Raw genomic sequence first — 26,242 nt, forward strand, 5'->3', positions numbered from 1 at the left:
TTCATATTATAAGAGCGTCTAAGTAAACGAGATGCGATTCAGTACATCTTGGTGTACTTCAATCACGGCTTTACTCAGTCGCTGACTTACCTGGAGCTCCACTTGCTTCTGAACAAACCTCTGAACGACGGCAGCTCGAACCTTCTCATACGGTTCATATCCTTTATCCTTGGCGGCTAACAGCCTATATAGAACAGTGTCTTCACCCGAAGAATCCAGGGCCGTAAACTCACCAGGTTTCATCTCCGTCAACACCAAATTTAAATTTTGCGCGAGATCATCATCCTTCGATTTGTCATCCAGGTCTAGACTCAGCCGTTCAATATGAATGTCTTGAGTTAAATTCAACCGCTTGACAACTTCCTCGGTTGATAAGTCATTCGTAGACGCCTGTTGTTTCAACGCTTCGAGCTCAGACTGCGCTTCCATTGCACTGGGTACCGATATTTTCTCGTATTCATAGCTGTAGCCCCGATGGAATTGTTCTTGCTTCATGTCCTCGTACGTCGACCGAAACATCTCTTCGGATTCTGATTTCATGGTCTCTTTCGTCAACTGATCCATCCATCGCTGAACATTCATGTTCTGCACATAGGAATAATATTCGCTTGCTCCATACTGCTTCGGGCCATAGATCGGCTGACCATTCCGAACCTTAGCTTCCCTTTGTTCGTTCTCCGTCTCGAACTGCTTCAGAAAGGCATCATACGAAATATCCGACAGGATTCCTTGCTCTCGCATGAGAATTTGCTGCATTTTATATTTGCGCAGCTCTTCCATTGCCTTTTGTTTCACATAATCAAGCGGATTCTCCCCGTCATAGGTCGATGTCCAGAAATCTTCGGTATACTCCGCGTTATATTTCCGTTTGAAGAAGCTTGTTGCAAGCGCTTTATTATTTTGGAGAAAAAGTTCGAACTCCCCCTTTGTTACCTCAACATGATCGATGGTAAATACCACGTCATCCCCGGATGCGTAGGAAGTCATTCGCCATGCAGCGATCACGATAATCATACATATTATTCCGATGCCGACCCCGATGAAATAGCGCTTGTTACCTGTAATCCTTAAGAAGGCTTTTCCTTGTCTCATGACATCAGCTCCTCGATCAGGCTGCTATTTAACTTGATACGAACCAACCATGTGCCATCATTATAACCATTCCAAGTTAATGAAGGCGTGAATTATTTTGACTTTAAATATATAAAATTTTTACCTATTCAAGACACAAAAAAGATCCCTCACTTTAAGACCAAGTAAGGGATCTCTTCGTAGTACAGGATATTAGAAAATCAAGTGTGTACGAATTTCTTCAGCCAGTCGCGCTACAGCCTCATCCAACTTGAGGAAGCCTTGATCGCCTACACCGCGTTGACGGACAGAGACGCCGCCATCGTTCTTCTCGTTCTCACCGACGACGAACATGTAAGGCACTTTCTCCAGCTGTGCTTCACGGATTTTGTAGCCGAGCTTCTCATTGCGAAGATCCGCTTCAACACGAATCCCTTCAGCCTGAAGCTTCTCAACCACTTCTTTGGCATAGTCTTCGAATGCGTTCGAGACAGGAATAATCTTCGCTTGCACCGGCGACAACCAGAGCGGAAGCGCGCCTGCAAAGTTCTCGAGCAAGTAAGCAGTCATACGCTCCATCGTACTGATAATACCACGGTGGATAACGACTGGACGGTGCTTCTGACCATCATCGCCAACGTATTCAAGCTCGAAACGCTCAGGAAGTAAGAAATCGAGCTGTGCAGTCGACAACGTCTCTTCTTTGCCGAGTGCTGTCTTGATCTGTACATCAAGCTTCGGACCATAGAATGCCGCTTCGCCTTCAGCTTCGAAGAATGGAAGTTCAAGCTCTTCCACCACTTCACGCAGCATGCGTTGGGACATTTCCCACATCTCATCATTTTGGAAGTACTTCTCTGTATCCTGCGGATCACGGTAGGACAGACGGAAACGATAATCCTTGATACCGAAATCTTCATAGACTTTACGGATCAAGTTCACGACACGTGCGAACTCTTCTTTAATTTGATCCGGACGGCAGAAAATATGAGCATCATTCAATGTCATTGCGCGTACGCGGTGCAGACCTGTTAATGCCCCTGACATTTCATAGCGGTGCATTGTTCCAAGCTCGGCAATACGAACCGGAAGGTCGCGGTAGCTGCGCATTTCGCTCTTGAACACCATCATGTGATGCGGGCAGTTCATCGGACGAAGAACAAGTTCCTCGTTATCCAATACCATTTTCGGGAACATATCTTCCGAGTAGTGCTCCCAGTGACCTGAAGTCTTATACAACTCTACATTCGCAAGTACTGGTGTATAGACATGGTCATAACCCAATCTTTCTTCGAGATCTACGATATAACGCTCCAATGTGCGACGAAGCTTCGATCCGTTTGGAAGCCAGAGCGGTAAGCCTTGACCTACTTGTTGGGAGAACGTGAAGATTTTCAGTTCTTTACCCAGCTTACGGTGATCACGTTTCTTCGCTTCTTCCAAAAGACGGAGATGCTCGTCCAGTTCTGCTTTTTTCACGAATGCCGTACCATAGATCCGTTGAAGCATTTTGTTCTTGGAATCACCGCGCCAGTAAGCGCCTGCAACGCTGAGCAATTTGAACGCTTTGATGCGGCCTGTCGAAGGAACGTGCGGTCCACGGCAGAGGTCGAAGAACTCGCCTTGATCATAGATGGTAAGTACCGAATCTTCTGGCAAATCACGAATTAATTCTAGTTTCAAATTATCATCGAGCTCTGTATAGATGCGAAGCGCTTCGTCACGGCTCACAACACGGCGACGAATCGGAAGATTCTCACCCACGATACGCTCCATTTCCTTCTCGATCTTCGCAAGATCTTCCGGATTCAAGGAGTGCTCCATATCGATATCGTAGTAGAATCCATCTTCAATAACCGGTCCAATACCTAACTTCACATTGTGCTCTTTATACAGACGTTTGATCGCTTGTGCCATCAAATGTGCTGTACTGTGGCGCATCAACTCAAGTCCATCTTGGCTATCGAGGGTCACGATCTCAACCGCTGCATCCGCATCGATCGGTGTATAGACATCCACGATCTTCCCATCGATTTTACCTGCTACTGCATTCTTCTTCAGTCCGCTGCTGATCGATGCTGCAACATCTTCAATGCTGCTTCCTGCCTCGTATTCGCGTACTGCACCATCCGGCAAAGTTACTTTAACTGACATGTTCCCTTTTCCTCCTTCAATATAAAAAAACAACAAAAAACACTCATCCCAGAAAGGGACGAGTGTTATATACCCGTGGTTCCACCCTAATTCGAACGTAATGCTAAGCCCAAATGACTTGTAACAAAAACGTTCCTTAGTGCATTCGGTAACGAGAATGAATCGGATCCATCTACTATCATTCGATGAATCAGCTACAAAGGGGTAAATCGAAGGTGAGCTCTGAAGGAAATTACAGCCGATGTTTCCTCTCTCTGGACAGTTCAACCAAGGACTCATGTCTTTGTCATCGCTATTCGCGATTTAAGTTACCGTTATTATAAATCCATTCGAGGAGGAGGTCAAGCTGTATCCCTTTAACAATTCGTTAATTAATCATGCTGCTGCGCACTTTCACTCAAGTACGGCGAACAGACAGGACAATACACACATAACTGTGCACGGCTTTCGAAAATTTGCTGGATCGTCTTAATCACTTGCAGTTCTGGTTCACGCGTATGGATATAAATCTTCTGCGGTGAGACGGTAATTAAGGTGCTCACAATCATATCCTCGACCTCAATATCATGATCAGGCATCTCAACCACAACACTCGTCATTTGCTTCGTCTCAATCGGACGCATTTGATCATTCAGCAGCACAAATTGATGATCGCCGCGATGCATCACATGGGCCACAGGAATTTTAGTCTCCTGCACGAACACAAAATATTTAAGCAGTGCGATAAACTCATGATATTGCTGATCGAGAATATACTCATCAACCGCATACTCCACAATGTCACGCAATTCCTTCGTGTAGGCATCCAGACGGAATCGGATAAAGCCTTCCACGTGAAGCGCCGTATTCTCTTCAAAATACTGCGTAATCTCCTGAACGAGCAGCCGTTTGCGCCGTTCGCGATCATCCGGTGTACGGAACTCTTCGTTCGTCTCTTGTAGCAGTTCCATACAATACGTCTCGATTTTATCTAGATCCTCTGATCGTTTGTAATGAAATTCTTTGCGAATAATGCGGCGTAGTACCGCACGTTCTTTGATTTCCAGAATATACTCCGCAAGCACATTCGCCGCCTTACTATAGACCTTCGGCGCGTGCTGCGTCAGCTTAAATCCTGGCAATATGCCATGGCAAATGATCTGGTATTCATGGGAATTCCTCGATTCCGTAAATGTGACGCCTTCCGGCTGCATATGTAAATCAGCGAATTCTTGTTCCATCTGACTATGAAATTTTGACCAGGCTTCATCGGAAGTCGTCGTTATTGTGACTGTAAACAGTTCCATGTGACTTGCTCCTTCCCGAACAATGTTCTTATTCAGTATATGGGCTTTAGGAAACAGATATACAACGAGGATTTTCCCAGCAAGTCCAGAATCAAGGCGAATTTCTCACGGATGCAATAAAAAACAGCTACCGCCAAGGGTAGCTGTTATCAATTAATTCTGCATAATAAAATCGCGTTCAACATTCGATTCTTCTTCAAAGACCCGCAGGATATTATATTTCGTATCCCGTTGCGCAGGGATCTTGCCCGCTTCACGAATTGTCTCTAGAATCGTTCCGATATTCACTTTATGGGTTGCGCCCGCTGCCGAAACGACATTCTCTTCGATCATCGTGCTGCCAAAATCGTTGCAGCCATAGCTTAACGTCTGCTTCCCAACTTCTGGTCCCATCGTAACCCATGAGGATTGGAAATTCGGGATATTGTCGAGATAGATCCGGCTGATCGCAAGTGTCTTCAGATACTCTTCAGGTGTGACGCGTTCCGCCTTCATGTTCGTATTGTCCGGTTGGAAGGTCCACGGAATAAAGGCCAAGAATCCTTTAGACGGATATTGATTGTTAAGACACTCATCCTGTGCAATCCGCACACGATCCAGATGCAGCGCACGCTCATCCATTCCTTCGCCGAAGCCAACAACCATCGTCGCTGTCGTGTTCATGCCGACTTTATGTGCCGTCTGCATCACGTCCATCCAATCCCGCCACGAGCCCTTCAGACGACTAATCTTGCGGCGTGTACGATCATCCAAGATCTCAGCTCCACCACCTGGTAGTGAATCGAGTCCAGCTTCATGAATAGCACGAACGACCTCTTCGAGCGATAAGCCATCTGATACTTCCTTCATCTTCATAATTTCAGCTGGAGAGAAGGAATGCATCGTAATGTTCGGGAACCGCTGCTTAATCTCACGTAATAAATCGGTATAATAGCTAAATGGCAAGTTCGGATTCGTTCCGCCTTGCATCAGAATTTCTGTTCCGTTCACATCGATGGTTTCTTGGATTTTCTGGAAAATCGCCTCATTCGGCAATACATATCCTTCATCCGAGCCAGGTCTGCGGTAAAATGCACAGAATCGGCAATATACATCGCAAATATTCGTATAGTTAATGTTGCGTCCAATGACGAACGTCGTAATCGGATCTGGATGCCATTTCTGCATGATCTGGTTCGCGACATGACCCATCTTCTCCACTTGATCCGATTCAAACAAGGTAATGCATTCTTCTACGTTGATGCGCTCACCTGCTGCAGCTTTATCCAATATGTGATCTACTGACATGTCTGCTCACTCCTTTGCTTCCCCATACTTGTAGATGTAGTTCAAAAAGACATCTTTTGATCACGATGTGTTTCAAGACATCGAATCTTGCGTTCACCCTCGAAGTCCGGTACTCATTTAGGTTTTGCCTAAACTCCGTTCCTCCTTCTTCGGGTTCTCACAACCTTCTCGGTGCTGAAAAGCCGTCTTTTTGAAATTTTTATTTTACTTTCCCCTAAAACACCTGTACTTTTTATCGTAACACATTTCACAAGGAAAAACAGCATCCTAAGATGCTGTTACCGAACGCAATCGATGTATTTTGTGTTTCATTTCATCGAGATAGAGTCGACCATGGCTTGGCATGAATCGTTCCGGCTTCGCAAAAAAGTACCCTTGCCCCATCTCAACATTGTGCCGCATTAGCACGCCTGCTTCTTCTTCTCGTTCGACCCCTTCAGCAATGACTTGGCATTGTATGTCATGCGCGAAGGACATGATCGCTTTGAGCATGGATTCCTTGGCGGCAACGCGATCAATTTCTTGAATGAGCGACTTATCAATTTTGATAATATCCGGAATGATCTCAAGAATAGATTGCAGACTAGAGAAGCCTGCACCTGCATCGTCAATCGCAACGCGAAATCCGAGACTGCGAAGCTTACGGATTACTTGCGAGCTGCTCACATAATCACGCATCAGATGTTGTTCCGTAATTTCGAAGATCACATGACTAGGGCTAATATTTTCTTTCTCAATATACCGTCTAATATTCCGTTCGAAGTGTGGGTGACTCAGCGTCACCGCTGTAATGTTAATAAAGACGGGACTCATGATGCCCCGACCCTTCATTTCTTCGAAGGCCTTCTGGATCACCACGAACTCCAACTCAGACAGCAATTGAACCCGATCCGCATAATCAAACAAGGCCTCTGGCGAGTGAAATATCGTATCGATCGGTCCCCGCGTGAGCACCTCATAACCGTATACTTCGCCCGTCTGGAGATTCAAGATCGGCTGCGTAAGAACCGTAATATCCTTGTATTCAATAATTTGACTTAATTGCTGCTTCAATGAATTGTACGGAATCGGCGCAAGCCCGGCTGCAAGCAGCCAGGCTTCTTGGACAGCGAGGTAGATCCCATGCTTCTCATCATCGATATCTGCAGGGAGCTGTGTCGCACCGCTAATAATCTGAACCGTTAAATCACTCTCTTGTAGTTCAAAATTCAGATCCGTCTGAATCGACTTCCCGATGAGAATGGCAAGCGCATCCGTCTCTTGCGCCAGGAATGGAATCGTCTCACGAATAAAAATGCCATAGACATTGGTCTGAATCATCTTGACCCCGATGAGCCTGGATGCATCGACATATTCAAGAATCGTATCCCGAAGAATATGTTCGAGGACCTTAGTCAGGTGCTGCATTGTATCTGAAGAATGCTGACGAATGAATTGATCAAATTGATGGACACTTAGTAGAATGAGCGAGCATATATGGCCCTGTCGACGGGCCTTACGAACCTGATGAATAACGGGATCCCTCAGCTTAAAGCTCGGTGGCAGAATATTCATGGAACGGTTCGTTCGAGATAACATACAGATGTTCTTCAATCGTTTGATCGATTCATCAAAAAAGGTACCCATACTACGCTCTTATGCCCCCTCGCATCCAGACGTTCTTATTGTCACTATTCTATCACAGCGTAACAAAATATAACAATATTTACCTTATCGTTACACGTCTCGCAGGGCGTTCGATAAATCATCAATCAAATCGTCAACATGCTCAAGCCCTACCGAATAACGAAGCAATCCGTCTGTAATTCCCTTCTCTAGACGAACTTCTCGAGGCATGGAGGCATGAGACATCATGGCTGGGTACGATAAAATGCTCTCTACAGCGCCAAGGCTGACGGCTACGAGCGGGATTTTTACTTTACTGAGCACTTGCTTCGCCCGTTCACCGGAACCGACATCAAATGATACAACTGCGCCATAACCCGTGGACTGTTGTTCATGAATTACACGGCCAGGATGATTCGCTAGGCCTGGATAGTATACCTTCGCAATCGAAGGTTCTTGTTCCAGCCATGCCGCCAGCTTCTTCGCACTCTGCTCCGAATGCGCCATACGCGCTTCAAGCGTCTTCATGCCGCGCATGAGGAGCCAGCTTTCTTGCGTACTAAGCACCGCTCCCATCCCATTCTGCAAATATTTAACTTGGCGGGCAAGCTCTTCTGTAGCTGTGACAGCTAGTCCAGCAAGCACATCACTGTGACCGCCTAAGAACTTCGTCGCACTATGCAGTACAAGGTCCACACCAAGCTCAATAGGACGTTGATGATACGGTGTCATAAACGTATTATCCAGCATCGTTAGGAGGCCGTGTTCCTTCGCCCATGAAGTGACAGCGGCAATATCGGTAATTTTGAGCGTCGGATTTGACGGTGTCTCCATAAATACAGCTTTTGTATTCGGCTTCAGAGCGCTCTTCACTTGATCGAGATCCGTCATATCGACGAACGTCGTCTCAATGTTCATCCGACTTAGGATGGTCGTTAGGAAACGATAGGTCCCCCCGTACACATCTTCCGTCACGATCACATGATCTCCTGCGGATAACAACATGAAAGCGGTAGAGATCGCTGACATCCCGGACGGGAAAGCATACCCATTCGTTCCGCCCTCAAGCAAGGCGATATAGTCTTCTAGCGCTTGGCGTGTCGGATTCCCCGAACGGGAATAGTCATACGTCGGCGGATTGAAGATATCATGATGGTGGAAAGTTGATGCTTGATAAATCGGGACACTGGAAGCACCCGTCGTCTCGTCGATTTCACTTCCGAAATGAATCAACTTCGTTGCAAATTTACGATTCCGTTCTGATCCTTCTGCATGTGCCACGACTATGCCCCCTCGATCTCTTGTCTTGCAAGCTCAATTGCACGGCCTAAATCCGCAATAATATCATCGGCATGCTCAATCCCCACGGAGAAGCGCAGGAGACGATCGTCTACACCGACCTTCTCACGAATTTCAATCGGAATATCCGCATGGGTCTGCACGGCTGGATACGTCATCAACGACTCTACTCCGCCAAGGCTCTCGGCAAAAGCAATCAATTGAATATGACGTAATATCGGCTCAATATATTTTGCTTCCTTCATTTTGAAGGAGAAAATGCCCGTATTGCCTGAGGCTTGCTTCTTCTGAATTTCATAGCCCGGATGTCCCGGCAGACCTGGGAAATAGACTTGATCAACAAGCGGATGCTCCTGCAAATACGTAGCAACCCGTGTCGCATTATATTCATGACGCTCCATCCGCAGCGCTAATGTTTTCATGCCGCGCATTAACTGATAGCTGTCACTTGGACTCAGTACAGCACCAATCGAATTGTGCAGGAATCCTGTATACTCTGATAGCTCCTTGCCTTTCGTAATGATCAGTCCGGCGAGCACATCATTATGTCCGCCCAAATATTTCGTCGCACTGTGCACCACAATATCTGCACCTAGCTCAATCGGACGTTGCAAGAATGGTGTTAACAAGGTGTTATCGACAATCGATAACAAATTTTTTCGCTTCGCCCATGCCGCTACAGCTTCAATATCTGTGATCATCATCAGTGGATTCGTTGGTGTCTCGATAATAACCGCCTTCGTATTCGGCTGTGCCACTTCTTCCAGGGCATCGAAATCATTTGTATCCACATAAGAAGCTGTCACGCCAAAGCGCGACATAATTTTCTCGATTAACCGGTAAGTACCCCCGTATAGATCCAGCGAGACGATCAGATGATCGCCTTGACCGAACATGGCAAATACGGTCTGAAGCGCCGCCATTCCAGAGCTACAGGCAAACGCTGCATCGCCGCTCTCGAGTTTAGCTACCGCTTCTTCCAAGACGCTGCGCGTCGGATTCTTCGTCCGAATATAATCGAATCCCGTGCTCTGTCCTAGCTTCGGATGACGAAACGCAGTTGCTTGATATATAGGATAATTAATCGCTCCCGTAACAGGTTCCTGCACAGAACCAATCTGTGCGAGACGACTTTCAATTTTCAAATCTTCTGACATGTCTAGATATCCTCCTCTGTCCTATTAAATGCCTGCGCCAAGGTCAAATGGTGTCTCTTGATATACATAGTAATTCAGCCAATTAGAGAATAATAAGTTGGCATGCGCACGCCATAGCGATAAAGGCACCCGTGATGGATCATCCTTCGGATAGTAGTTCTTCGGAATTTCGACATCAAGTCCTTTGGCAACATCACGGTCATACTCCCATTTTAATGTAAGCGGGTCATACTCGGAATGGCCTGTCACGAAAATTTGCTTGCCGTCTTTGGTCGCAACGATATAGATTCCTGATTCTTCGGATTCCGATAAAATCTCTAGGTTCTCATTAAGCTCGATATCTTCACGTCTTACCTCGGTATGACGGGATTGTGGTACGTAGAACTGCTCGTCGAATCCACGCAATAAGCTGATATTCGGCGTTGTAATCACATGCGGGTATACGCCAAAACACTTCTCTTCCAAAGAATATTTGGGTACGCCAAAGTGATAATACAGACCTGCTTGGGAGGCCCAACAGATATGCATGGTTGATGTTACGTTCGTCTTACTCCATTCGAAGATTTGTTCAAGCTCTTCCCAATAGTTCACTTCTTCGAACTCCATTTGTTCGACAGGCGCTCCCGTTACGATCATGCCGTCAAACCGGCGATGGCGAATATCTTCAAAGGTATGGTAGAACGTCTCGAGATGCTCTGCCGATGTATTTTTCGACGTATGGGATTTGGGATGAAGAAGAACCACCTCGACCTGCAGCGGGGTATTCCCGATGAGGCGCAGCAGCTGTGTCTCTGTCGTTTCCTTCGTTGGCATCAAATTTAAGATCACAATCTGAAGCGGACGAATGTCTTGATGGTATGCAACACTCTCATCCATCACAAAAATATTCTCATTAGTTAATATTTCTTTCGCTGGCAATGCATCTGGAATTTTAATCGGCATGCGTCATTCACTCCTTTGTGGGATTCTTAAACCATTTGATGGGGTATTGCTCGGAGGGTACAAAAAAAGGCCTCCACAGAGAAGGCCTACGTTAATATATCCGGCGCTTCTCTTATCTCTCAGCAACGAAATCCATTCGTTTCCGCAAGAATTAGCACCGTGCTTTTCAGTCGGTTGCCGGGTATCATCGGGCTAGTCCCTCCACCTACTCTTGATAAGAATTTAGCAAAACCTTATTTGGTTTTTTTTACATAACCCTACTTTAATCCAATTTGAAACAGACGTCAATACACTTCCATCAGCTTCATCCATCCCATGCTGAGGAACGCACCATTCTTCGGTCCGCGCCATATTCTACATTAACTTGGTTCACCGTTTTTTTCATTGCTTGTAAGATATAAGCGCGTTATACTAAGACGAGTGTTCCAAGAGATGAAACATAAAGTAGAGGTGAGTAAGGATGGAAGGCGACCCTATACCGCAGAGGACAATGTCACATATACAACTAAATAGGAATGAAATCTGTCGGTTGTGCCTGAAATCTGTGTAACAACGCATCTTTTGGCCTGCCTTCTGGTTTCATTCGGGAAGAGGAGTGAAATCAGATGAAAATCCGGTTGGTACAAGAAGGTGTGTTCACCGTCATCGAAGATATTAACCAAACGATCATCCCGCCAGAGAACGGCTTCTACTGGATTGATGCAGATGTTGAAGATCTGATCGTCCTGCAGCCGTTATTCACGTTGCATGATTTGGCCGTGGAGGACTGCCTCAGTGAAGAGGAACAACGTCCGAAGATCGAAATTTATGAAGGACATTATTTTATCGTTATTAACAGCATTCGATTTGATGATGAGGAGATTTTCCTACGCGCCCTAAGCATGTTCCTGGGCAAACATTATATTATTACGGTAACGAAGCAGAAGATCAATGAGCTCCGCACAGTGAAACCTATTCTGTGGGAACAGGAAGTCAATCGACCTGATAACTTCTTATATCATTTGGTCGACCTTGTCGTCGACAGCTATTTCTCTGTCGGAGATCGCATCGAAGACCGCATTGAACATCTCGAAGAAGATATCGTGCTTCATACGAAGAAGACCCATTTGAACGAAATTATCGGTCTGCGAAGCGAAATCCTGTGGCTCAAGAAGGTTCTTGGACCGCAGAAAGACGTGATCGCGACCTTAAATAAGAAAGATCTGCGTCTTATCGACGATCAGCTGCAGAAATACTTCAGCGACATCTATGAGAATGCCGTCAAAATATCCGAGACCTTCGACACGTTCCGCGACCTGATGGCCAACTTACGAGAAGCTTATCAGTCCAGCGTCGCGAACCGAGCGAATGAGATCATGAGAGTCTTCACGGCGCTGACGACCATCTTCATGCCGATGACGATCATCACAGGGATCTACGGGATGAACTTCACCCACATTCCTGAGCTTAATTGGGATTACGGATATTACATTGTTTTAGGGGCGATGCTCTGCCTCGGATTCGGGATGTATTTCCTATTCAAGAAAAAAAACTGGCTATAACAACTTCTTGGTGCTGATAAGTCGATTTTTCTAACATAATTAATGCAGGACTTGATCTGAACTGCTGCGCTTAGCAGTGTAGATCAAGTCCTGTTTTTCATTTATCCTGCCTGACGTTGTTGATTGTCTATCTCCCGCTGACGCCGATAACGAATACGAACCAACCGAATACGCTCGTAATACATGGCCGCTTGCTCTCCTTGCAGCCCCGTATCCCCATAGACCTCGAGCAAGATCGGCTTCAAATATCGATACCCATCGCGCTCAATAGCCGACCATATGGCGGCCTGCTCCTCTAGAGGCACCTGCTGGAGCTCTTCTTCGATCAGACGCTCGATATCATACCCTTCCCGATCAAGACTTTCGAGCGCAATCAGAATATTCCGACGCGACATGCTGCAATACTGCTCCAGATCTGTGATGGAACAACCCTGCTGAATTCCTTCCAGCAAACGTTTCTGTTCTGCAAGCCGATCCATTTCCTGCTTATATTTTTGTTCTTTTTGCTTATACAGCCATTGGGCATATTCTTCCCGAGTCACCTGTTCTTTGACCCAATCCAGCGGAAACACTGTCGTTCGTTCAGTATCTTGAAGCAAGCTTACGATCTCCTCGCCATAGAGGTTCACCTTGTTCTCTCCGAAGCCAGGCAGTTGAAGTAACTCCTCCATCGTCTGCGGTACATAGACGCTGAGTAGGCGCAGCATACGGTTCGTCGCAATGAAATAAGGAGCCTTCTTGTCAGCAGTGGCGCGAGATCTACGCCATTGACTTAACATGGCATATAACGATTCATTCGGATATAAATCGCTATAGCAAGCGAGCAGCTGCGACCGAACCAATCGTCCCGAGTGCTCCGCATCACTCATCATTCCATCAATAATCGGAGCGTACCCTTCCCCTAACTTCACCGCAATACCATGTCGAAATGTGGTTAGAAGCTCCTCCCAGGACGTACCCGAGTACCATACCGATTGTTCCATCTTTCCATGGTAGGGTTCACTCCATACAAGCTGCCACACCCCATGTGCCTCACCAATCGATAATTGCGATGTAATAGTCCCATCTGATTCTTGCTTCCTTTCAAACGTGTTCAGAAAAACGATATTCATCATCCACCTCCAAAAAGTTCATGAACGCACGCAAAAAAGCACCCCTCTTATATAAGATAAGAGAGGTGCTTCCTCATTCGTCCGTTCATGCAATTGAGATCATCATAGCATAATTCCAAATTCTGGGCAAGTATAGGGAGACAAAAGTTTTCAAATAACTATAGGTACAGAAATTATAGTTCCTGTTCTTCCCAAATTCCGCTATAATGACCTCATAATCATTGAAGGAGTGACATCCATGTCTCAGCACGAGTTAGATTTTCTATCGGATTCAACGGAAGCAACGACGACGCGATTTGTGACATTCATTGGCGCAAGCTATAAACGGTTCGACCTCGCCATCATGACAACCAACCGCTTCTACGGGAAGAAATTAGTTACTGATCTACAGAGCGGTATTACGGCAATTATCGGTGAAGAAGACTTAGAGGAAGAAGGCTACTTGGAATTCACCTTCAAACTGTCGGAAGAGGAAGCAAGCGACCTGCGCGAATTCCTCCACATGGTTGTAGGCCCGACTGTCTTCACAGATTAATTACAATCCATCGATATAGAAAAAGGCTACCTTACTCATCGAGCAAGGTAGCCTTCTTTCTGTTTCACTGCAAATTCATGCCGAACAGCAGCATGTTGCTCAGCGGTCTACCTGCTGACGTAAGGACTCTCCCATTGGCATAGAGGCCGGATGATGCGCCCCCGTCCAAATTCATTGCCTGCTGCGCTCCAAGCTTCTGCATCACTTGTGCCCACGCTTGAATTGTCGCTCCATTGACCGTTGCAATCATAATGGAGCCATCCTTCATGACAGCAATCCCGCTTCGCGCACCGCCGCTGGTCAAAATTTTGGCAGATGTAAACCCTTCGGCCGTCGGATTCACCGCGAGCTTACCATCTTTCACAAGTCTTGGGCCCGCCCCAACTGCGGTGATGACATCTCCCCAAGGGATCTCATTGCCTTTCAGGTCCTTATAGTGAACTTCATATGATGCCATTGCACCCACTTTAAATCGTTTTGCTTGCCCTGTCTCGCTACCGTTAAAGACAAGCACATAACCATTCGCTGGGATCGCGACATCTTGATTTTGCGTCACTTTGGTGACTACGCCTTTATCTACGACAACCATCTCACCATAGTTAAATCCAATGGTTTTACCCCGTGCCGGCGTGTAGAGAATGCTGCTCGATTTCCCTTTAACGGGCGTTCGATTTGCAAAATAGACATAATAACTGCCGCTCTTGCCGCTGTCCGGATCGTAGACACTCCCCGTAACAGATACCCGTAAATGATCCATCCGAACTTGGCCATTTTTCGTAAATCCGATCGTTGTCCCGGTGTTACCAATATGCGCAAGCTGACCATTCTGTATGATCATGCCATAAGGCTCTGGGATGCCGCCATAGGCTTCAAAGTATGTGCCATTGATACCATAATCCGCATGATACCGTTTAACAATGTCTTTCATATTAGCTGTCTGACCAACCTTGCCGCCTGCCAGACCTACTTGTACACCGATATTTTTCGGCATCGTCACGGTCTGTACCGTATAAGTACGTCCGCCTACGGCAACCTTCTTCATCTCGACTTTTGGTTGGTAAGCAAGCTTCTGCGTTCCTTTCGAGGAAGATGTCGTACTGCCCGCAGTACCTCCTTGCCCTGCTGCCGTAGCCATGACAGCTCCGGTAAGACTGAGGACAAGTGTGAGGACGATGGTCCGAATAAACTTAGTTGACATGCTGACTGTTACACCCCGATCAATGAATTTAAACTCTGCATTTCTAACTCTGCAAATTTGCGTTCAATTTGTGTACGATCTAAGGTGAATTCGCAGTTGTCTATCGAACAGACGAGCGGCACATCGCAACGAATACGTGCTAAATCGCGAGATAAGTGCAGCATGTCGATGTCCGCTTCAATTTTGGTACGCACGGCTTTGGTCAGTTCATGAAGGTTCTCTAAGATTCCTTCTACGGATTCGTATTGTTGAACGAGCTTGTAAGCTGTTTTCTCTCCAATCCCGCGAACACCCGGATAGTTATCACTGGTGTCCCCCATCAAGCCTTTCACATCGATCACTTGCGCCGGTGTGAGTTGACGTTCTTCCATGAGTGTGGACGGATTGTAGACCATATAATTCCCGTGTCCTTTTTTCATAATGATGACATGGACACGCTCGTCAACCAATTGCAGCATATCGTGATCGCCGGTCAGGATATAGATATCCATGTCAGATCCATATTGCTTGGCAATCGTACCGATACAGTCATCGGCCTCGTATCCAACTTCACCGATATTCGGAATGCCGAAGCTCTCCATCACTTCACGAATTAAGCTGAATTGCGGGATAAGATCTTCTGGTGCTTCGCCGCGATTAGCTTTGTAATCCGAGAATTGCTCGGTACGAAACGTCTTGCTCCCCATATCCCAACAGCAAGCGATATGCGTTGGATCGAATTTCGATACGGCATCCCAGAAATAACGAATGAATCCATAGATCGCATTCGTCGGAATGCCTGAACTTGTCTTGCGAATATAACCGCCATATGCTGTCGCATAATAAGCGCGGAATAACAAAGCCATCCCGTCGACGAGGAGTAACTTCTGTTTATTGTGTTCCACCTTTGGATCTCTCCTAACTCTAATCTAGTAACAATCCTGTAAGTAACATCCTATTATTCTAGCATAGTACGCTCGTGACTGCCCGGCCTCTTTTTGCCATTATAGAGGTTGTTCAAAAGTCATCATTTGATCACGAAGTAGTCCGTGAAGCATATTCAACATCGAATCTTGCATTCACCCTCGAAGTCCGGTACTCATTTAGGTATCTCCTAAACTCCGTTCCTCCTTCTTCGGGTTCTCGCAACCTTCTCGGTGCTGAAATGCCGACTTTTTGAACACGCATTATAATATCAGACCCCAGGGATCAGCCCCAGCTGGTCTCGTACTGCTCTTCTTTGAATCCAACCGTAACTTGTTTCCCATCCGTAACAATCGGGCGTTTGATCAATCGGCCGTTTGATGCCATCAGCTTGACTTGTTCCTCCGCGCTCATCTTAGGCAGCTTGTCCTTCAGCTGCATTTCCCGATAGACTTCACCCGAAGTATTCCAGAATTTCTTCAATTCAAGGCCGCTATTTTCGATTAATGCCTTTAGCTCCGCTTCCGTCGGCGCAACCTCGAAGATATCCTGCAGCTCCAGCTCATGCCCTTTCGCTTGAAGCGATTTAATGGCGCTGCGGCATGTGCCGCATTTCGTATAATGATAGACTTTTAACTTGGACATCTATATTTCTCCTTTTAAACAAGCACTTATAATGCTAACTAAGTTAATTCGTTCTGCATCGCGTCTTGCAGCTGCTGAAGGTCATTCGGCAATTCTGCGGTAAATTCCATCCATTGCTTCGTGATCGGATGCGTAAGACCAAGCTTCCAAGCATGCAGCGCATGCCGATCCATTCGCGCGTCTAACGCCTTTGCCTTAACATCTGTATCTTCGTCAACGAGAACTAGAAACTTGTACATTTTATCACCGATTAATGGACAGCCGATGGATTGCATATGCACGCGAATTTGATGGGTGCGGCCTGTCTCCAGCTTTAGTTGAATCTTAGCACCCGCAGGCGACTTATAAGATTCCAGCGTTGTATAATGTGTAGTCGATGCATAGCCTGTTGGCGTCACAATGCGAACATGCGGTGATTCCGGGTCACGATCAATCGGACCTTCAATCGTCCCATACTGCGGATCCGGTATCCCATGCACAAAAGCCAAATACTGCTTATCCACTTGCCCTGCAATCATTTGCTCAGAAATATGCTGATGGATATACGGATTCTTCGCGATCGCGAGCACACCCGAGGTCTCTTGATCCAAGCGATGAACAGGCCGGAATCGATAATTCCAGCCCTGCTGCTGCCAGTAATGGACAACTCCATTGGCAAGTGTATTCATATAATGACCATGCGTAGGGTGAACGATGATCCCTGGTTCTTTATGCACGACTAAGAGATGTTCATCCTCGTAAATAATGGTGAAATCAATCGGCTGCGGCAAAATATCATCCGACTGCTCTTGCTCCATCCGAATCTGAACACAATCCCCTGCCTGCACACGAACACTGATATAACGTCGCTCACCATTCACCGTAATCCCATGCTCCGTTAGCTTCAATCTCGACATTAATTTGCGAGATACCATTAATCGATTCGATAGAATCGTCTTTAACAGCATCCCCTCCTCCGATGGAGGAACGATATAAGTGATCGGTTCGTAATATTGTGTCTCGGTTGTCATGGCTCGGAACGGAACACCTCTGCACTGCGAATATATTCAACATCGGGAACACCGCTCCGTACATTCGCCGTTCGAGCGAGCACGAAGAATAAATCCGATAATCGATTCAAATAATGGCGAACCTCGGTATGAATGTCCGCGACACTCCCCAGCTTCACAACAAGTCTTTCCGCACGACGGCATACCGTTCGGCACACGTGAAGCGATGCAGATCCACTGCTTCCACCCGGAAGAATGAACCGTGTCAGCTTCGGATTTTCTTGTTCATAATGATCAATCCATTGTTCTAATTGCGCTGTCATCTCAGCTTGAACTTTGAAGCTCTTCCCATCTGGATTCGCGAAGGCGAGATCCGAGCCGCAATCGAATAGCTCATGTTGAATTTGCAGCAATACGGATCGGATATCTGAGAATCGCTCCCCGCCAAGTTGACTCATCGCTTGACCAACGAAGCAATTCAACTCATCAATTGTTCCATACGTCTCTACTTGAATATGATCTTTCGGCACACGTCCGCCGATGACCGACGTCGTTCCTTGATCCCCCGAGCGAGTATAGATTTTCATCCTAAATCCCTCCCGAATTTCACCTGTTTACTTAATAGTTCCACAGCAATCCCTGATGTTAACAAATACAATTGCTTGCTTCTTGCAGCTAATCGTTCATTAATCGCCGGCAGCCATTCATGAAATAAACGTCGATACGCTACGGTCTCATCCCATCCGCCGTTCATCTCATTGGTAATGACGAGAATTGCACCTTGATAGGCAAGAATAGACTGCACCAGCTGTTCGACGCGCATCTCGACATGCGCTTTCATGTCCTTCTCATCGAGATTGAGCTTGGCAGCAGCCTTTACTTCACTGTAGAGCCATACCGCGATACTATCCACCACGAGCACACGATTCCGCGCCGTGTATGGATTCGACTGCACATTAATCGTATCAATAATTTCAGGAAGTAACGGATCGGTCTCAATAATTTTCCATACAAAGGAGGAGGGAGCCACTTGTTCCTTATCTTTATCCGGCCATCGCGAGACAAGCCACATGCCCGTCTTACCCAATGTCGAAGCCAACTGCAGCGCAAAGCTTGTCTTCCCACTGCCTGCGCCACCTGTTATCATCACCAACAAGTGAGTTCCTCCCTTCCTTCATTTATTTGATCGAAAATCTCACTACCCGCTACTCTACCATCGACTTCAACACTTGCTTTGCAAGTTCAGGATGCGGCGCGTTCGACGGAATAATCACGAACAGATTCTCTAATGCGAACCCAATGGACTTGAACATCTTCATATCATGAATTGGAATTGCGTAGAGATGTTCTTCCTTCTTCTCTTGGTCTTTCCCTGATGCATCCGGTACAAGAACAGTCCCTTCAACAAATCCGCGTTTGTACTTCTCCTTGTCAAATGTATCTTCGAGCGGTGTCGTTCCTGAATTCTTCGCAAAGTTCTTCATATCTTCCTCAGGAACTACCATCATATCATTCGCGCCTACCGCAAGTTCGGCAATCAACTTCTGTATACTGTACATCGCGCTTGCATTTACTTCGACCTTCTTTTCACTTCCGAGCTGCTGCTGCAGCTGAGCCTTCACTTGATCTGTTACTTCCTGCGGTATAACTTGCTGTTGCCCTGGCATCAATAAGATCGTAAGATCTGCCTCATCACCGCAGCCCGCTAAGAGGCCCATCGTAACTAATATCATAAGAATGATTCCGATTCTTTTCATGTACATTGCGTCCCTTCTGCTGTGTGCATCTATACCAACCACTATATCATAAACTTGGAAGACACAAAATAACCCCACAAAGTGGGGAAATCCGCTTCGAAGCTGATTCAGGTACTTTGCGGGGGGGCCCCGAAATAATAATTTCTATATGTTTAAAAAGAAGACTCTGGAAGGTCTTCTCTTCTTCATCAGCTTAACTGCACTTTCATTTCCTGGAAGCAGGTAGACTGACGGAATAATAATGAGATCGTCGTCCCCACACCAACCTGACTCTCTACCTCAATATGACCATCATGCTCGTGAACAAGCTGTCTCGCGATCGCCATGCCAAGACCAGTCCCTTGATGGAGATTCTCGGTCGGAGTGCCTCGGTAATAACGTTCAAATAATCGATCAACCGTCGCCTCATCCATTCCTAACCCCTTATCTTGAATTTCGATTCGAAACGCACCATCCTCTTCGATAGCCATCATCACCTGAATATGTGTATCCGGTGGGTTATGTAATTGTGCATTGGCCAGCAAATTCTCAAGGATACGGCGGAAATATTTCACATCAACCGGGTAATAAATCGGCTGGGCGGCAGGTACAAACTGAATCTGTCGCTGTTCGTGTTGCGGATGCTGTTGCATCTGCAGTACCATTTTGCCGATAAATTCATTCATTTCGATCTCGACCTTCTGCATCGGAACGGCATGATTGTTCAGGCGATAGGTTAGATTGAGATCATCAATCATCTCATCCATATGGAAAGACTTCTCCCGAATAATACACGCGAACTCTTGTATTTCCTCTTGCCGCCATTCATAGGCATTCGATTCGAGTACATGCGCATACCCCATAATCGACGATAAAGGTGTCTTAAGATCATGCGATACACCCGCAATCCACTCTTCACGCGTCGTCTCTAGCTGCTTGCGAATCAGCTCGTTCTTCTGCAGCGACTCTGTTAGGTAGTGCAAGGAGTCGATCATCTCAGCATAGGTCTGAAACCTTCTCTTCATCCGCCCTGACCGGTTCATACTCCGTGCATACCCTTTACGATCCACAGGTTCCATGAACCGTCCCTGCGCCAAATGCTTCAGCCAATCAATCATATGAAGAATTGGCGTTCCGAACCGATGACCATACCATAACGCTATGATAGCTAATAGAATGATAATAATTCCAAGCAAGATACATAGGCTGATGACAAAGACATAGATCATCGCCAAATAAGGATCCTGTGGGGCACCTGAAGCGTCATTCTGAATAGGAAGATGCACTAACCAAGTATTTCCTGTTGCTGGATCAAATACGGACTCCAACTGCGAAGCATACCGCTCAGGATATTGCGTGCGTAAGATAATATCATGTACAGCATATTGGCTTGGTCCATCCGCAGGTTTATGGTAGGAGGCGATCTCTAACCCCTCCGCATTAATGACCTGCACCCACCCCGATAATTGGGAGATTTGAGCAGCAAGTGACCCTGTGATCTGAATCTTCCCATTCTTTAATTCGACCGATTGCAGTAAGGTTCTCTTCATCTGTGCAATAGGATTGTTGACGCCATAAATCAACGTATAGAGATTCCCTTTTCTTTCTTGAATCCACACATATAAGCCATATGGGAACGGTCGCTCCCTCGTCCAATAGCTAGTTAATTCACCGGGATTATACTGACTCGGCAAATCATCCGGCGTCTCAAAATCAGCAATCACCTGGTTACGTTCATTAATCAATTGCAGCCATCCGCCCTGCTCACGAACTTGATCTAATAGTTCAGGATCAAATGTGATTTTCCCATCCTTCTCAGAAAGAGAGTTCATGAGCATGGGCAGACCTGATTTGGCAAAATCACGTTCCTGCTCTAGCTTATTTAGTTTGTCGAATGCAACAAATAGAACCGTTAGAATTAATGTGAGCAGCAGCATACCAACGAACAATAACTGTCTAATATAAATGAAAATAAAACGTCGATTCACGCTCATCCGCTTATTCATCGTTCCTCCGAACGAGCTTATACCCAAGTCCTCGCACCGTCATCAAATATTTCGGCTCTGCCGGATTCGGTTCAATGCGCTCACGAATCCGATGGATATGGACCATCACGGTATTATCATCATTGATGCTATGATCTCCCCATACCCGTTCATACAGCTGCTGCTTACTGAATATTCCGTTCGGATGCTGACAGAAGAATTGGAGCAGTTGGAACACTTGCGCCGGGCAATCCACTCGCTTCCCTTGTACCCAGAGTTCCCCTGCATACGCATCCAGCTGAAAACCACCATAATCATAAAAGCTGATGCTTCGCTCTGCTTCCCGGTTCCCGTTCTTCGCATACCGCCGGAGCTGCGCCTTCACACGTGCAATGACTTCAAGCGGGTTGAAAGGCTTCGTGACGTAGTCATCCGCTCCCAGTGCAAACCCCGTTAATTTATCCAAATCCGTCGTACGAGCTGTTAAGAATAGAATCGGCGCATCGGTCGTCTGCCGAATCCATGGACAAATATCAAACCCACTCTGACCCGGCAGCATCACATCCAGCAAGACCATATCATACGTCACGCGTTGACAGGCCTTAATCGCTTCTTCCCCTGTCGATGCTGTATCTACATTGAGGAACCCCTCTTTATTTAACACCGTTTTTAATAGCTTCAATATCGATGCTTCATCATCAACTAACAAAATTTTAGCATGATTCATCCTGTATTCCCCAATCTTTCGGTACTGCTATCACCATAACATCTTTTGTTTTCTTAGAGTAGAATGTGATCTTAACAGAACCTTAATTTTCATGAACAAGATTAAGGCATTCATAAGATTACGTTATTCGTACGATAAACTCCATCCCTTATGATTGGTTATATCAAGCATAAAGGAGCAAATATACAAATGAATTTGAACCGAAAACCGACTATTCTACTCCATCTCATCTGCATGGTGACTATCGTTGGAACGTTGACTGCCTGTACTCGTGATGGGCAAGACCCACCAACGAATATTGCGTCATCAAGCCACACCACCTCTTCTTCCATCGTGGATGTAAAACCATTCCAGCCAGAGGAGCTACCTGATCTCCTTCTTCAAGGTAAGAATGAGACAGTTTATCAGCAATTCAATGAACAGTTTAAGCAGCAAGTATCATTGAAAGATATGGAGCAGCTATCCGCTTTTCATGAGGGCGTCCAATCCTATACCTTGAAATCGACAATGAAGCTGAGCGGTTCCACCAATTACATTTGGTCGGATGAGCAAGGTACGAAAGGCATTCAAGCCGTATTCGATCCGGAAGGGCGCATATCCGGGCTGCTCCTTGTCCCTTTAGAAACTTTTCCCGAGACGGATGTGAAGAAGACAGCTACGACATTCGCACTTCCATTCCACGGGGAATGGTTCACCTTCTGGGGCGGAACGAATGTCCTTGTCAATTATCACTATGAACATCCAAGTCAGCGTTATGCGTATGATTTTGTGCAACAAAAAGATGGCAGCTCCTATCAAGGCGATGCCACCCAATTATCCAGCTACTACGCCTTCGGCCAGCCTATTGTCGCTTCGGCTCCGGGCAAAGTCGTAGAACTGAAAGATCAAATTCCAGATAACGAGCCTGTAGGGACGATGAATGAAAAAGAGCCTGCAGGAAATTATGTTGTGATCGACCATGGAAATAAAGAGTATAGTTTGTATGCTCATTTACAAAAAGGGTCTGTTAAGGTTAAGGTTGGCGATCAAGTCCACGCCGGAGATATTCTCGGTCTGTGCGGCAACTCTGGCAATTCCAGTGAACCTCATCTTCACTTCCAAGTATCTAACGGCGTGAATCTATTCGAATCCGAATCGATCCGCATCCAATTCGAGAACAATGCAGACTATATTCAAGGAACAACAATAAAGGCGCCGTAACCGGCGCCTTTATTTGTTATGATTTTCGTGGACGAATTCTCATATACTCATTAATCTTCACATCTAGCAGACTACTAATTTGAATAACCATATCAGATGTAAATGATTTCTCTAACAACACGATTTCTTCCATCTTAAGACGTAAAAATTGAATTTCATCCTCCAGAGCAATCGCTGGCGAAAATGAATTTCTCGCTTTGTCGCGCAAATCATATTCTACAGAATACAACACGATCCCTCCCCGGAGTACAAATTCAATGGCGACTTGTGCAAATCTTCTAACATATGATACTAAAAGTGAGACTCATGTTATATTATATCAAAAGTTCCCTATTATTGGTATATTATTTTTCACGAATTTCTCAGTTTCACGAGAAAGTTACCAATTCTGTCAAAGGCTTCGTTCAATTGAGCAACGGATGTCGCATAAGAGCAACGCAAGAATCCTTCACCGCCGAGTCCAAAAACATCCCCTGGAACCGCGGCGACTTTCGCTTCCATCAACAATCTTGTAGCAAATTCTTGCGATGTGAGTCCTGTCGATTGAATCGAAGGGAACGCATAAAATGCGCCTTGCGGTTCATGACATTCCAGCCCGATCTCACGGAAGCTTTTCACAACAAGTCTTCTCCGTTGGTTGTAAGATTCGACCATCCGGTCTTTCTCTTCCATCCCGTTCGTCAAGGCTTCTAATGCAGCAACTTGCCCCATCGTCGGTGCACACATCACCGTGTACTGATGAATCTTCAGCATCGCCGCAATAATCTCCGGATGTCCACAAGCATATCCCATCCGCCAACCCGTCATCGCGAACGCCTTGGAGAACCCACTTACCAGAATCGTCCGATCTTTCATACCCGGCAGCGATGCGAAGCTTACATGCTTCTGGTCGTATGTCAATTCCGCGTAGATCTCGTCCGAGATGACGATCAGATCGTTCTCTTCTACAATCTTCGCAATTGGCAGCCAATCCTCACGCGTCATAATCCCGCCTGTTGGATTGCTCGGATAACAGAGAATAAGTACTTTGGAGCGAGGTGTAATCGCCGCTTTGAGCGATTCCGCCTTTAACTTGAACTGATCCTTCGCAAACGTCTCAATCCCTACTGGAACGCCGCCGCCAATGGCCGTGATCGGCGAATAGGTGATGTAACACGGCTCTGGAATGAGAATTTCATCCCCCGGAGCAATGAGTGCGCGCAGAGCAAGGTCAATCGCTTCACTGCCGCCAACCGTGACGAGCACTTCATTTCCCGGGTCATATTCGACATGGAATTCGTTATTCAAATATTGGCCGATCGCTTCACGAAGCTCTGGAATACCTGCATTAGACGTATATTTCGTCTTGCCGCGCTCTAAGGAATACACGCATGCTTCGCGCACGTGCCATGGAGTACTGAAATCCGGCTCCCCAACACCGAGTGTAATGATATCCTTATTTCCTACTGCCAAGTCAAAAAACTTCCGAATCCCCGATGGCGGAATCGCACGTACAGCAGGCGCTAAATACGATGACATCGATTTGTTTTGTTCTTCCTCTTTTATGATCATGGCTACTCTTCCTTTTCGTTACGGTGAGACAATGAGACGGTGATCGTCTTCATGCTCTTCGAATATGATTCCATCTTGCTTATATTTTTTGAGAATAAAGTGCGTCTTCGTCGATAACACCGAGTCGATCGGCGACAATTTATCCGATACGAAGCTGGCCACTTCCTTCAAGTTCTTCCCTTCTACTTCAACGAGCAAATCATAGGCTCCTGACATGAGATAGACCGACTTTACTTGCGGGAACAAATAAATCCGCTCCGCAATCCCTTCAAAGCCGCGTCCGCGTTCAGGTGTAATCTGAACTTCGATTAGTGCCGTGACTTTATCATCTTCCACTTTGCTCCAGTTCACAACCGTCGCATACTTCACGATGACATGTTCTTCTTCCAGCTCCGCGATGGCCTTCTTAACTTCTGCTTCAGTCACGCCAAGCAATGTGGCGAGCAGCTCCGGATCCCGGCGTGCATCTTCTTTTAACAAGTCTAGAATTTGTAATTTTAACGCGTTCATTCCACAGACCTCCCAAACCATAATAACTATATTACAACGAATACCAACTTCATGCAAAATAAAAAAACCGCTTCTACAGGTGATAAATCCCCTTCAGAAGCGGTACTTGCGATGGGTTACATGTAATACGGATTCTTACCGCTGTTCGTATGCTGCGTTGCTTGCGCTTGCGTATGAGCCAGGAAGGACAGCGATTGGCCACCGCCATTCAACTGCTGCTGTACGAATTGATCCATTTGTTGGTGGTTCTGCTGCACCTGCTGAATTTGTTTGTCAATGGCCTGCTTCAGTGCCGGCTGAGGTTTGGTGTACATATTATTCTGCTGCATGAAGTTATAGAGATCTCCTTGCATGCGAAGGGAATGATTCTGCAGCTCCATGAACATTTGACGAACCATCGGGCAGGAAGCTTCCGTCGTCGCCGTCGTATATTCGCCTACCGTTCTTTTTAAATCTGTCAATATCGTGAATAGCATGTCTTTATCCTGCATGACACCACCAGCATGCTGCTGTTGTTGACCTTGTTGCTGCGAGTACATGGATACTCCTCCTTCGTTATCGGATTATTGCATTTGATATGGGGCGATCGATTGATGGTGCTGCAACGATTGCGTCAACATCTGAATGTGTTGATGATGTTCCCGGAGCATTTGCGTACATAGCTGCTGGACGGCTGGATTCGATGAATTATGCGCAGCGACGGCGCATTGTTTGACGAGCAGATCTTCGTTCGAGATGGAATCGGAAATATAGTCTAATTCTTTGCCGGATAACGGCTGATGGTGCATCATGTTGTGCATGGTTAAATT

At 46.2% G+C, this 26,242-nt stretch carries 26 protein-coding genes and 1 riboswitch; of the genes, 3 read left to right on the forward strand and 23 right to left on the reverse strand.

The features are described from left to right. Positions 1-18: 18 nt before the first annotated feature. The 8 genes from ACFQZR_RS23475 to metA form a co-directional block, all read right to left on the reverse strand. Positions 19-1,092, reverse strand: a complete 1,074-nt coding sequence (locus tag ACFQZR_RS23475) for a hypothetical protein (RefSeq protein WP_379350422.1) — start codon at positions 1,090-1,092, stop codon at positions 19-21. A 192-nt stretch (positions 1,093-1,284) separates the two neighbouring features. Further along, positions 1,285-3,225: a threonine--tRNA ligase gene (gene thrS, locus ACFQZR_RS23480; RefSeq protein ID WP_018756185.1), complete on the reverse strand. Its 1,941-nt coding sequence runs from the start codon at positions 3,223-3,225 to the stop codon at positions 1,285-1,287. A 371-nt stretch (positions 3,226-3,596) separates the two neighbouring features. Next, complete coding sequence (locus ACFQZR_RS23485) at positions 3,597-4,511, reverse strand: putative sporulation protein YtxC (RefSeq protein WP_379350425.1); 915 nt, start codon at positions 4,509-4,511, stop codon at positions 3,597-3,599. A 153-nt stretch (positions 4,512-4,664) separates the two neighbouring features. Then, positions 4,665-5,798: a cyclic dehypoxanthinyl futalosine synthase gene (gene mqnC, locus ACFQZR_RS23490; protein ID WP_379350427.1), complete on the reverse strand. Its 1,134-nt coding sequence runs from the start codon at positions 5,796-5,798 to the stop codon at positions 4,665-4,667. 267 nt (positions 5,799-6,065) lie between these two features. Continuing rightward, a complete protein-coding gene (locus ACFQZR_RS23495; protein ID WP_379350429.1) occupies positions 6,066-7,424 on the reverse strand; it encodes an EAL domain-containing protein in 1,359 nt (452 codons plus the stop codon). Positions 7,425-7,514: 90 nt separating this feature from the next. Next, on the reverse strand, positions 7,515-8,684 hold the full coding sequence (locus ACFQZR_RS23500) for an aminotransferase class I/II-fold pyridoxal phosphate-dependent enzyme (protein ID WP_379350431.1): 1,170 nt from the start codon (positions 8,682-8,684) through the stop codon (positions 7,515-7,517). A gap of 2 nt (positions 8,685-8,686) precedes the next feature. Beyond that, positions 8,687-9,859 carry an aminotransferase class I/II-fold pyridoxal phosphate-dependent enzyme gene (locus ACFQZR_RS23505; RefSeq protein WP_379350433.1) on the reverse strand — a complete coding sequence of 391 codons (1,173 nt, stop codon included), beginning with the start codon at positions 9,857-9,859 and terminating at the stop codon, positions 8,687-8,689. A 24-nt stretch (positions 9,860-9,883) separates the two neighbouring features. Continuing rightward, on the reverse strand, positions 9,884-10,801 hold the full coding sequence (metA, locus tag ACFQZR_RS23510) for a homoserine O-acetyltransferase MetA (RefSeq protein WP_379350435.1): 918 nt from the start codon (positions 10,799-10,801) through the stop codon (positions 9,884-9,886). Between the two features lie 109 nt (positions 10,802-10,910). Further along, positions 10,911-11,022, reverse strand: a riboswitch (SAM riboswitch). 384 nt (positions 11,023-11,406) lie between these two features. Here metA and corA point away from each other — a divergent pair. Next, complete coding sequence (gene corA, locus ACFQZR_RS23515) at positions 11,407-12,342, forward strand: magnesium/cobalt transporter CorA (RefSeq protein ID WP_379350437.1); 936 nt, start codon at positions 11,407-11,409, stop codon at positions 12,340-12,342. Between the two features lie 101 nt (positions 12,343-12,443). On the opposite strand, the gene ACFQZR_RS23520 is transcribed toward corA, so the two are convergent. Beyond that, entirely contained in the window at positions 12,444-13,457 is a 1,014-nt protein-coding gene (locus ACFQZR_RS23520; protein WP_379350439.1) for an HRDC domain-containing protein, read from the reverse strand. 235 nt (positions 13,458-13,692) lie between these two features. Here ACFQZR_RS23520 and ACFQZR_RS23525 point away from each other — a divergent pair, with 235 nt between their 5' ends. Next, positions 13,693-13,989, forward strand: a complete 297-nt coding sequence (locus ACFQZR_RS23525) for a DUF3055 domain-containing protein (protein WP_379350441.1) — start codon at positions 13,693-13,695, stop codon at positions 13,987-13,989. Between the two features lie 64 nt (positions 13,990-14,053). Here the strand turns inward: ACFQZR_RS23525 and ACFQZR_RS23530 are convergent, their stop codons facing one another. From ACFQZR_RS23530 to ACFQZR_RS23570, 9 genes are all read right to left on the reverse strand, one after another. After that, a complete protein-coding gene (locus ACFQZR_RS23530) occupies positions 14,054-15,187 on the reverse strand; it encodes a phosphodiester glycosidase family protein (RefSeq protein WP_379350443.1) in 1,134 nt (377 codons plus the stop codon). Positions 15,188-15,195: 8 nt separating this feature from the next. Further along, a complete protein-coding gene (locus ACFQZR_RS23535; RefSeq protein WP_018756196.1) occupies positions 15,196-16,071 on the reverse strand; it encodes a 5'-3' exonuclease in 876 nt (291 codons plus the stop codon). Between the two features lie 304 nt (positions 16,072-16,375). Then, positions 16,376-16,735: an arsenate reductase family protein gene (locus tag ACFQZR_RS23540; protein WP_379350446.1), complete on the reverse strand. Its 360-nt coding sequence runs from the start codon at positions 16,733-16,735 to the stop codon at positions 16,376-16,378. A 38-nt stretch (positions 16,736-16,773) separates the two neighbouring features. After that, a complete protein-coding gene (locus tag ACFQZR_RS23545) occupies positions 16,774-17,745 on the reverse strand; it encodes an RluA family pseudouridine synthase (RefSeq protein ID WP_379350448.1) in 972 nt (323 codons plus the stop codon). Continuing rightward, on the reverse strand, positions 17,742-18,311 hold the full coding sequence (locus tag ACFQZR_RS23550; protein ID WP_314585621.1) for a cob(I)yrinic acid a,c-diamide adenosyltransferase: 570 nt from the start codon (positions 18,309-18,311) through the stop codon (positions 17,742-17,744). Before ACFQZR_RS23550 ends, ACFQZR_RS23545 begins: the two co-directional genes overlap by 4 nt. Then, positions 18,308-18,871, reverse strand: a complete 564-nt coding sequence (locus ACFQZR_RS23555) for a bifunctional adenosylcobinamide kinase/adenosylcobinamide-phosphate guanylyltransferase (RefSeq protein ID WP_379350976.1) — start codon at positions 18,869-18,871, stop codon at positions 18,308-18,310. Before ACFQZR_RS23555 ends, ACFQZR_RS23550 begins: the two co-directional genes overlap by 4 nt. A gap of 58 nt (positions 18,872-18,929) precedes the next feature. Next, entirely contained in the window at positions 18,930-19,481 is a 552-nt protein-coding gene (locus tag ACFQZR_RS23560; RefSeq protein ID WP_379350450.1) for a hypothetical protein, read from the reverse strand. A gap of 188 nt (positions 19,482-19,669) precedes the next feature. Beyond that, complete coding sequence (locus ACFQZR_RS23565; RefSeq protein WP_379350452.1) at positions 19,670-21,466, reverse strand: sensor histidine kinase; 1,797 nt, start codon at positions 21,464-21,466, stop codon at positions 19,670-19,672. Then, entirely contained in the window at positions 21,459-22,172 is a 714-nt protein-coding gene (locus tag ACFQZR_RS23570; protein WP_379350454.1) for a response regulator transcription factor, read from the reverse strand. The genes ACFQZR_RS23565 and ACFQZR_RS23570 overlap by 8 nt, the downstream gene beginning before the upstream one ends. Before the next feature lie 189 nt (positions 22,173-22,361). On the opposite strand from ACFQZR_RS23570, the gene ACFQZR_RS23575 reads away from it, so the two are divergent. Then, the gene (locus ACFQZR_RS23575; protein ID WP_379350456.1) at positions 22,362-23,372 is read left to right on the forward strand and encodes a peptidoglycan DD-metalloendopeptidase family protein; all 1,011 of its coding nucleotides are present in this window, start codon (positions 22,362-22,364) and stop codon (positions 23,370-23,372) included. A 16-nt stretch (positions 23,373-23,388) separates the two neighbouring features. Here the strand turns inward: ACFQZR_RS23575 and ACFQZR_RS23580 are convergent, their stop codons facing one another. The 5 genes from ACFQZR_RS23580 to ACFQZR_RS23600 all read right to left on the reverse strand — a co-directional run bounded on the left by ACFQZR_RS23580 (position 23,389) and on the right by ACFQZR_RS23600 (position 26,233). Next, a complete protein-coding gene (locus ACFQZR_RS23580) occupies positions 23,389-23,604 on the reverse strand; it encodes a Spo0E family sporulation regulatory protein-aspartic acid phosphatase (protein WP_314585628.1) in 216 nt (71 codons plus the stop codon). A gap of 119 nt (positions 23,605-23,723) precedes the next feature. Further along, complete coding sequence (locus ACFQZR_RS23585) at positions 23,724-24,923, reverse strand: aminotransferase class I/II-fold pyridoxal phosphate-dependent enzyme (protein ID WP_379350459.1); 1,200 nt, start codon at positions 24,921-24,923, stop codon at positions 23,724-23,726. A gap of 18 nt (positions 24,924-24,941) precedes the next feature. Continuing rightward, a complete protein-coding gene (locus ACFQZR_RS23590) occupies positions 24,942-25,433 on the reverse strand; it encodes an Lrp/AsnC family transcriptional regulator (RefSeq protein ID WP_018756207.1) in 492 nt (163 codons plus the stop codon). A gap of 116 nt (positions 25,434-25,549) precedes the next feature. Further along, entirely contained in the window at positions 25,550-25,972 is a 423-nt protein-coding gene (locus ACFQZR_RS23595; protein ID WP_379350461.1) for a spore coat protein, read from the reverse strand. Between the two features lie 24 nt (positions 25,973-25,996). Continuing rightward, positions 25,997-26,233, reverse strand: a complete 237-nt coding sequence (locus tag ACFQZR_RS23600; protein ID WP_379350463.1) for a hypothetical protein — start codon at positions 26,231-26,233, stop codon at positions 25,997-25,999. Positions 26,234-26,242: the final 9 nt, after the last annotated feature.

The organism is Paenibacillus sp. GCM10027629, from assembly GCF_042676425.1.
In the GTDB taxonomy this organism is placed as follows: Bacteria; Bacillota; Bacilli; order Paenibacillales; family Paenibacillaceae; genus Paenibacillus_K; species Paenibacillus_K terrigena.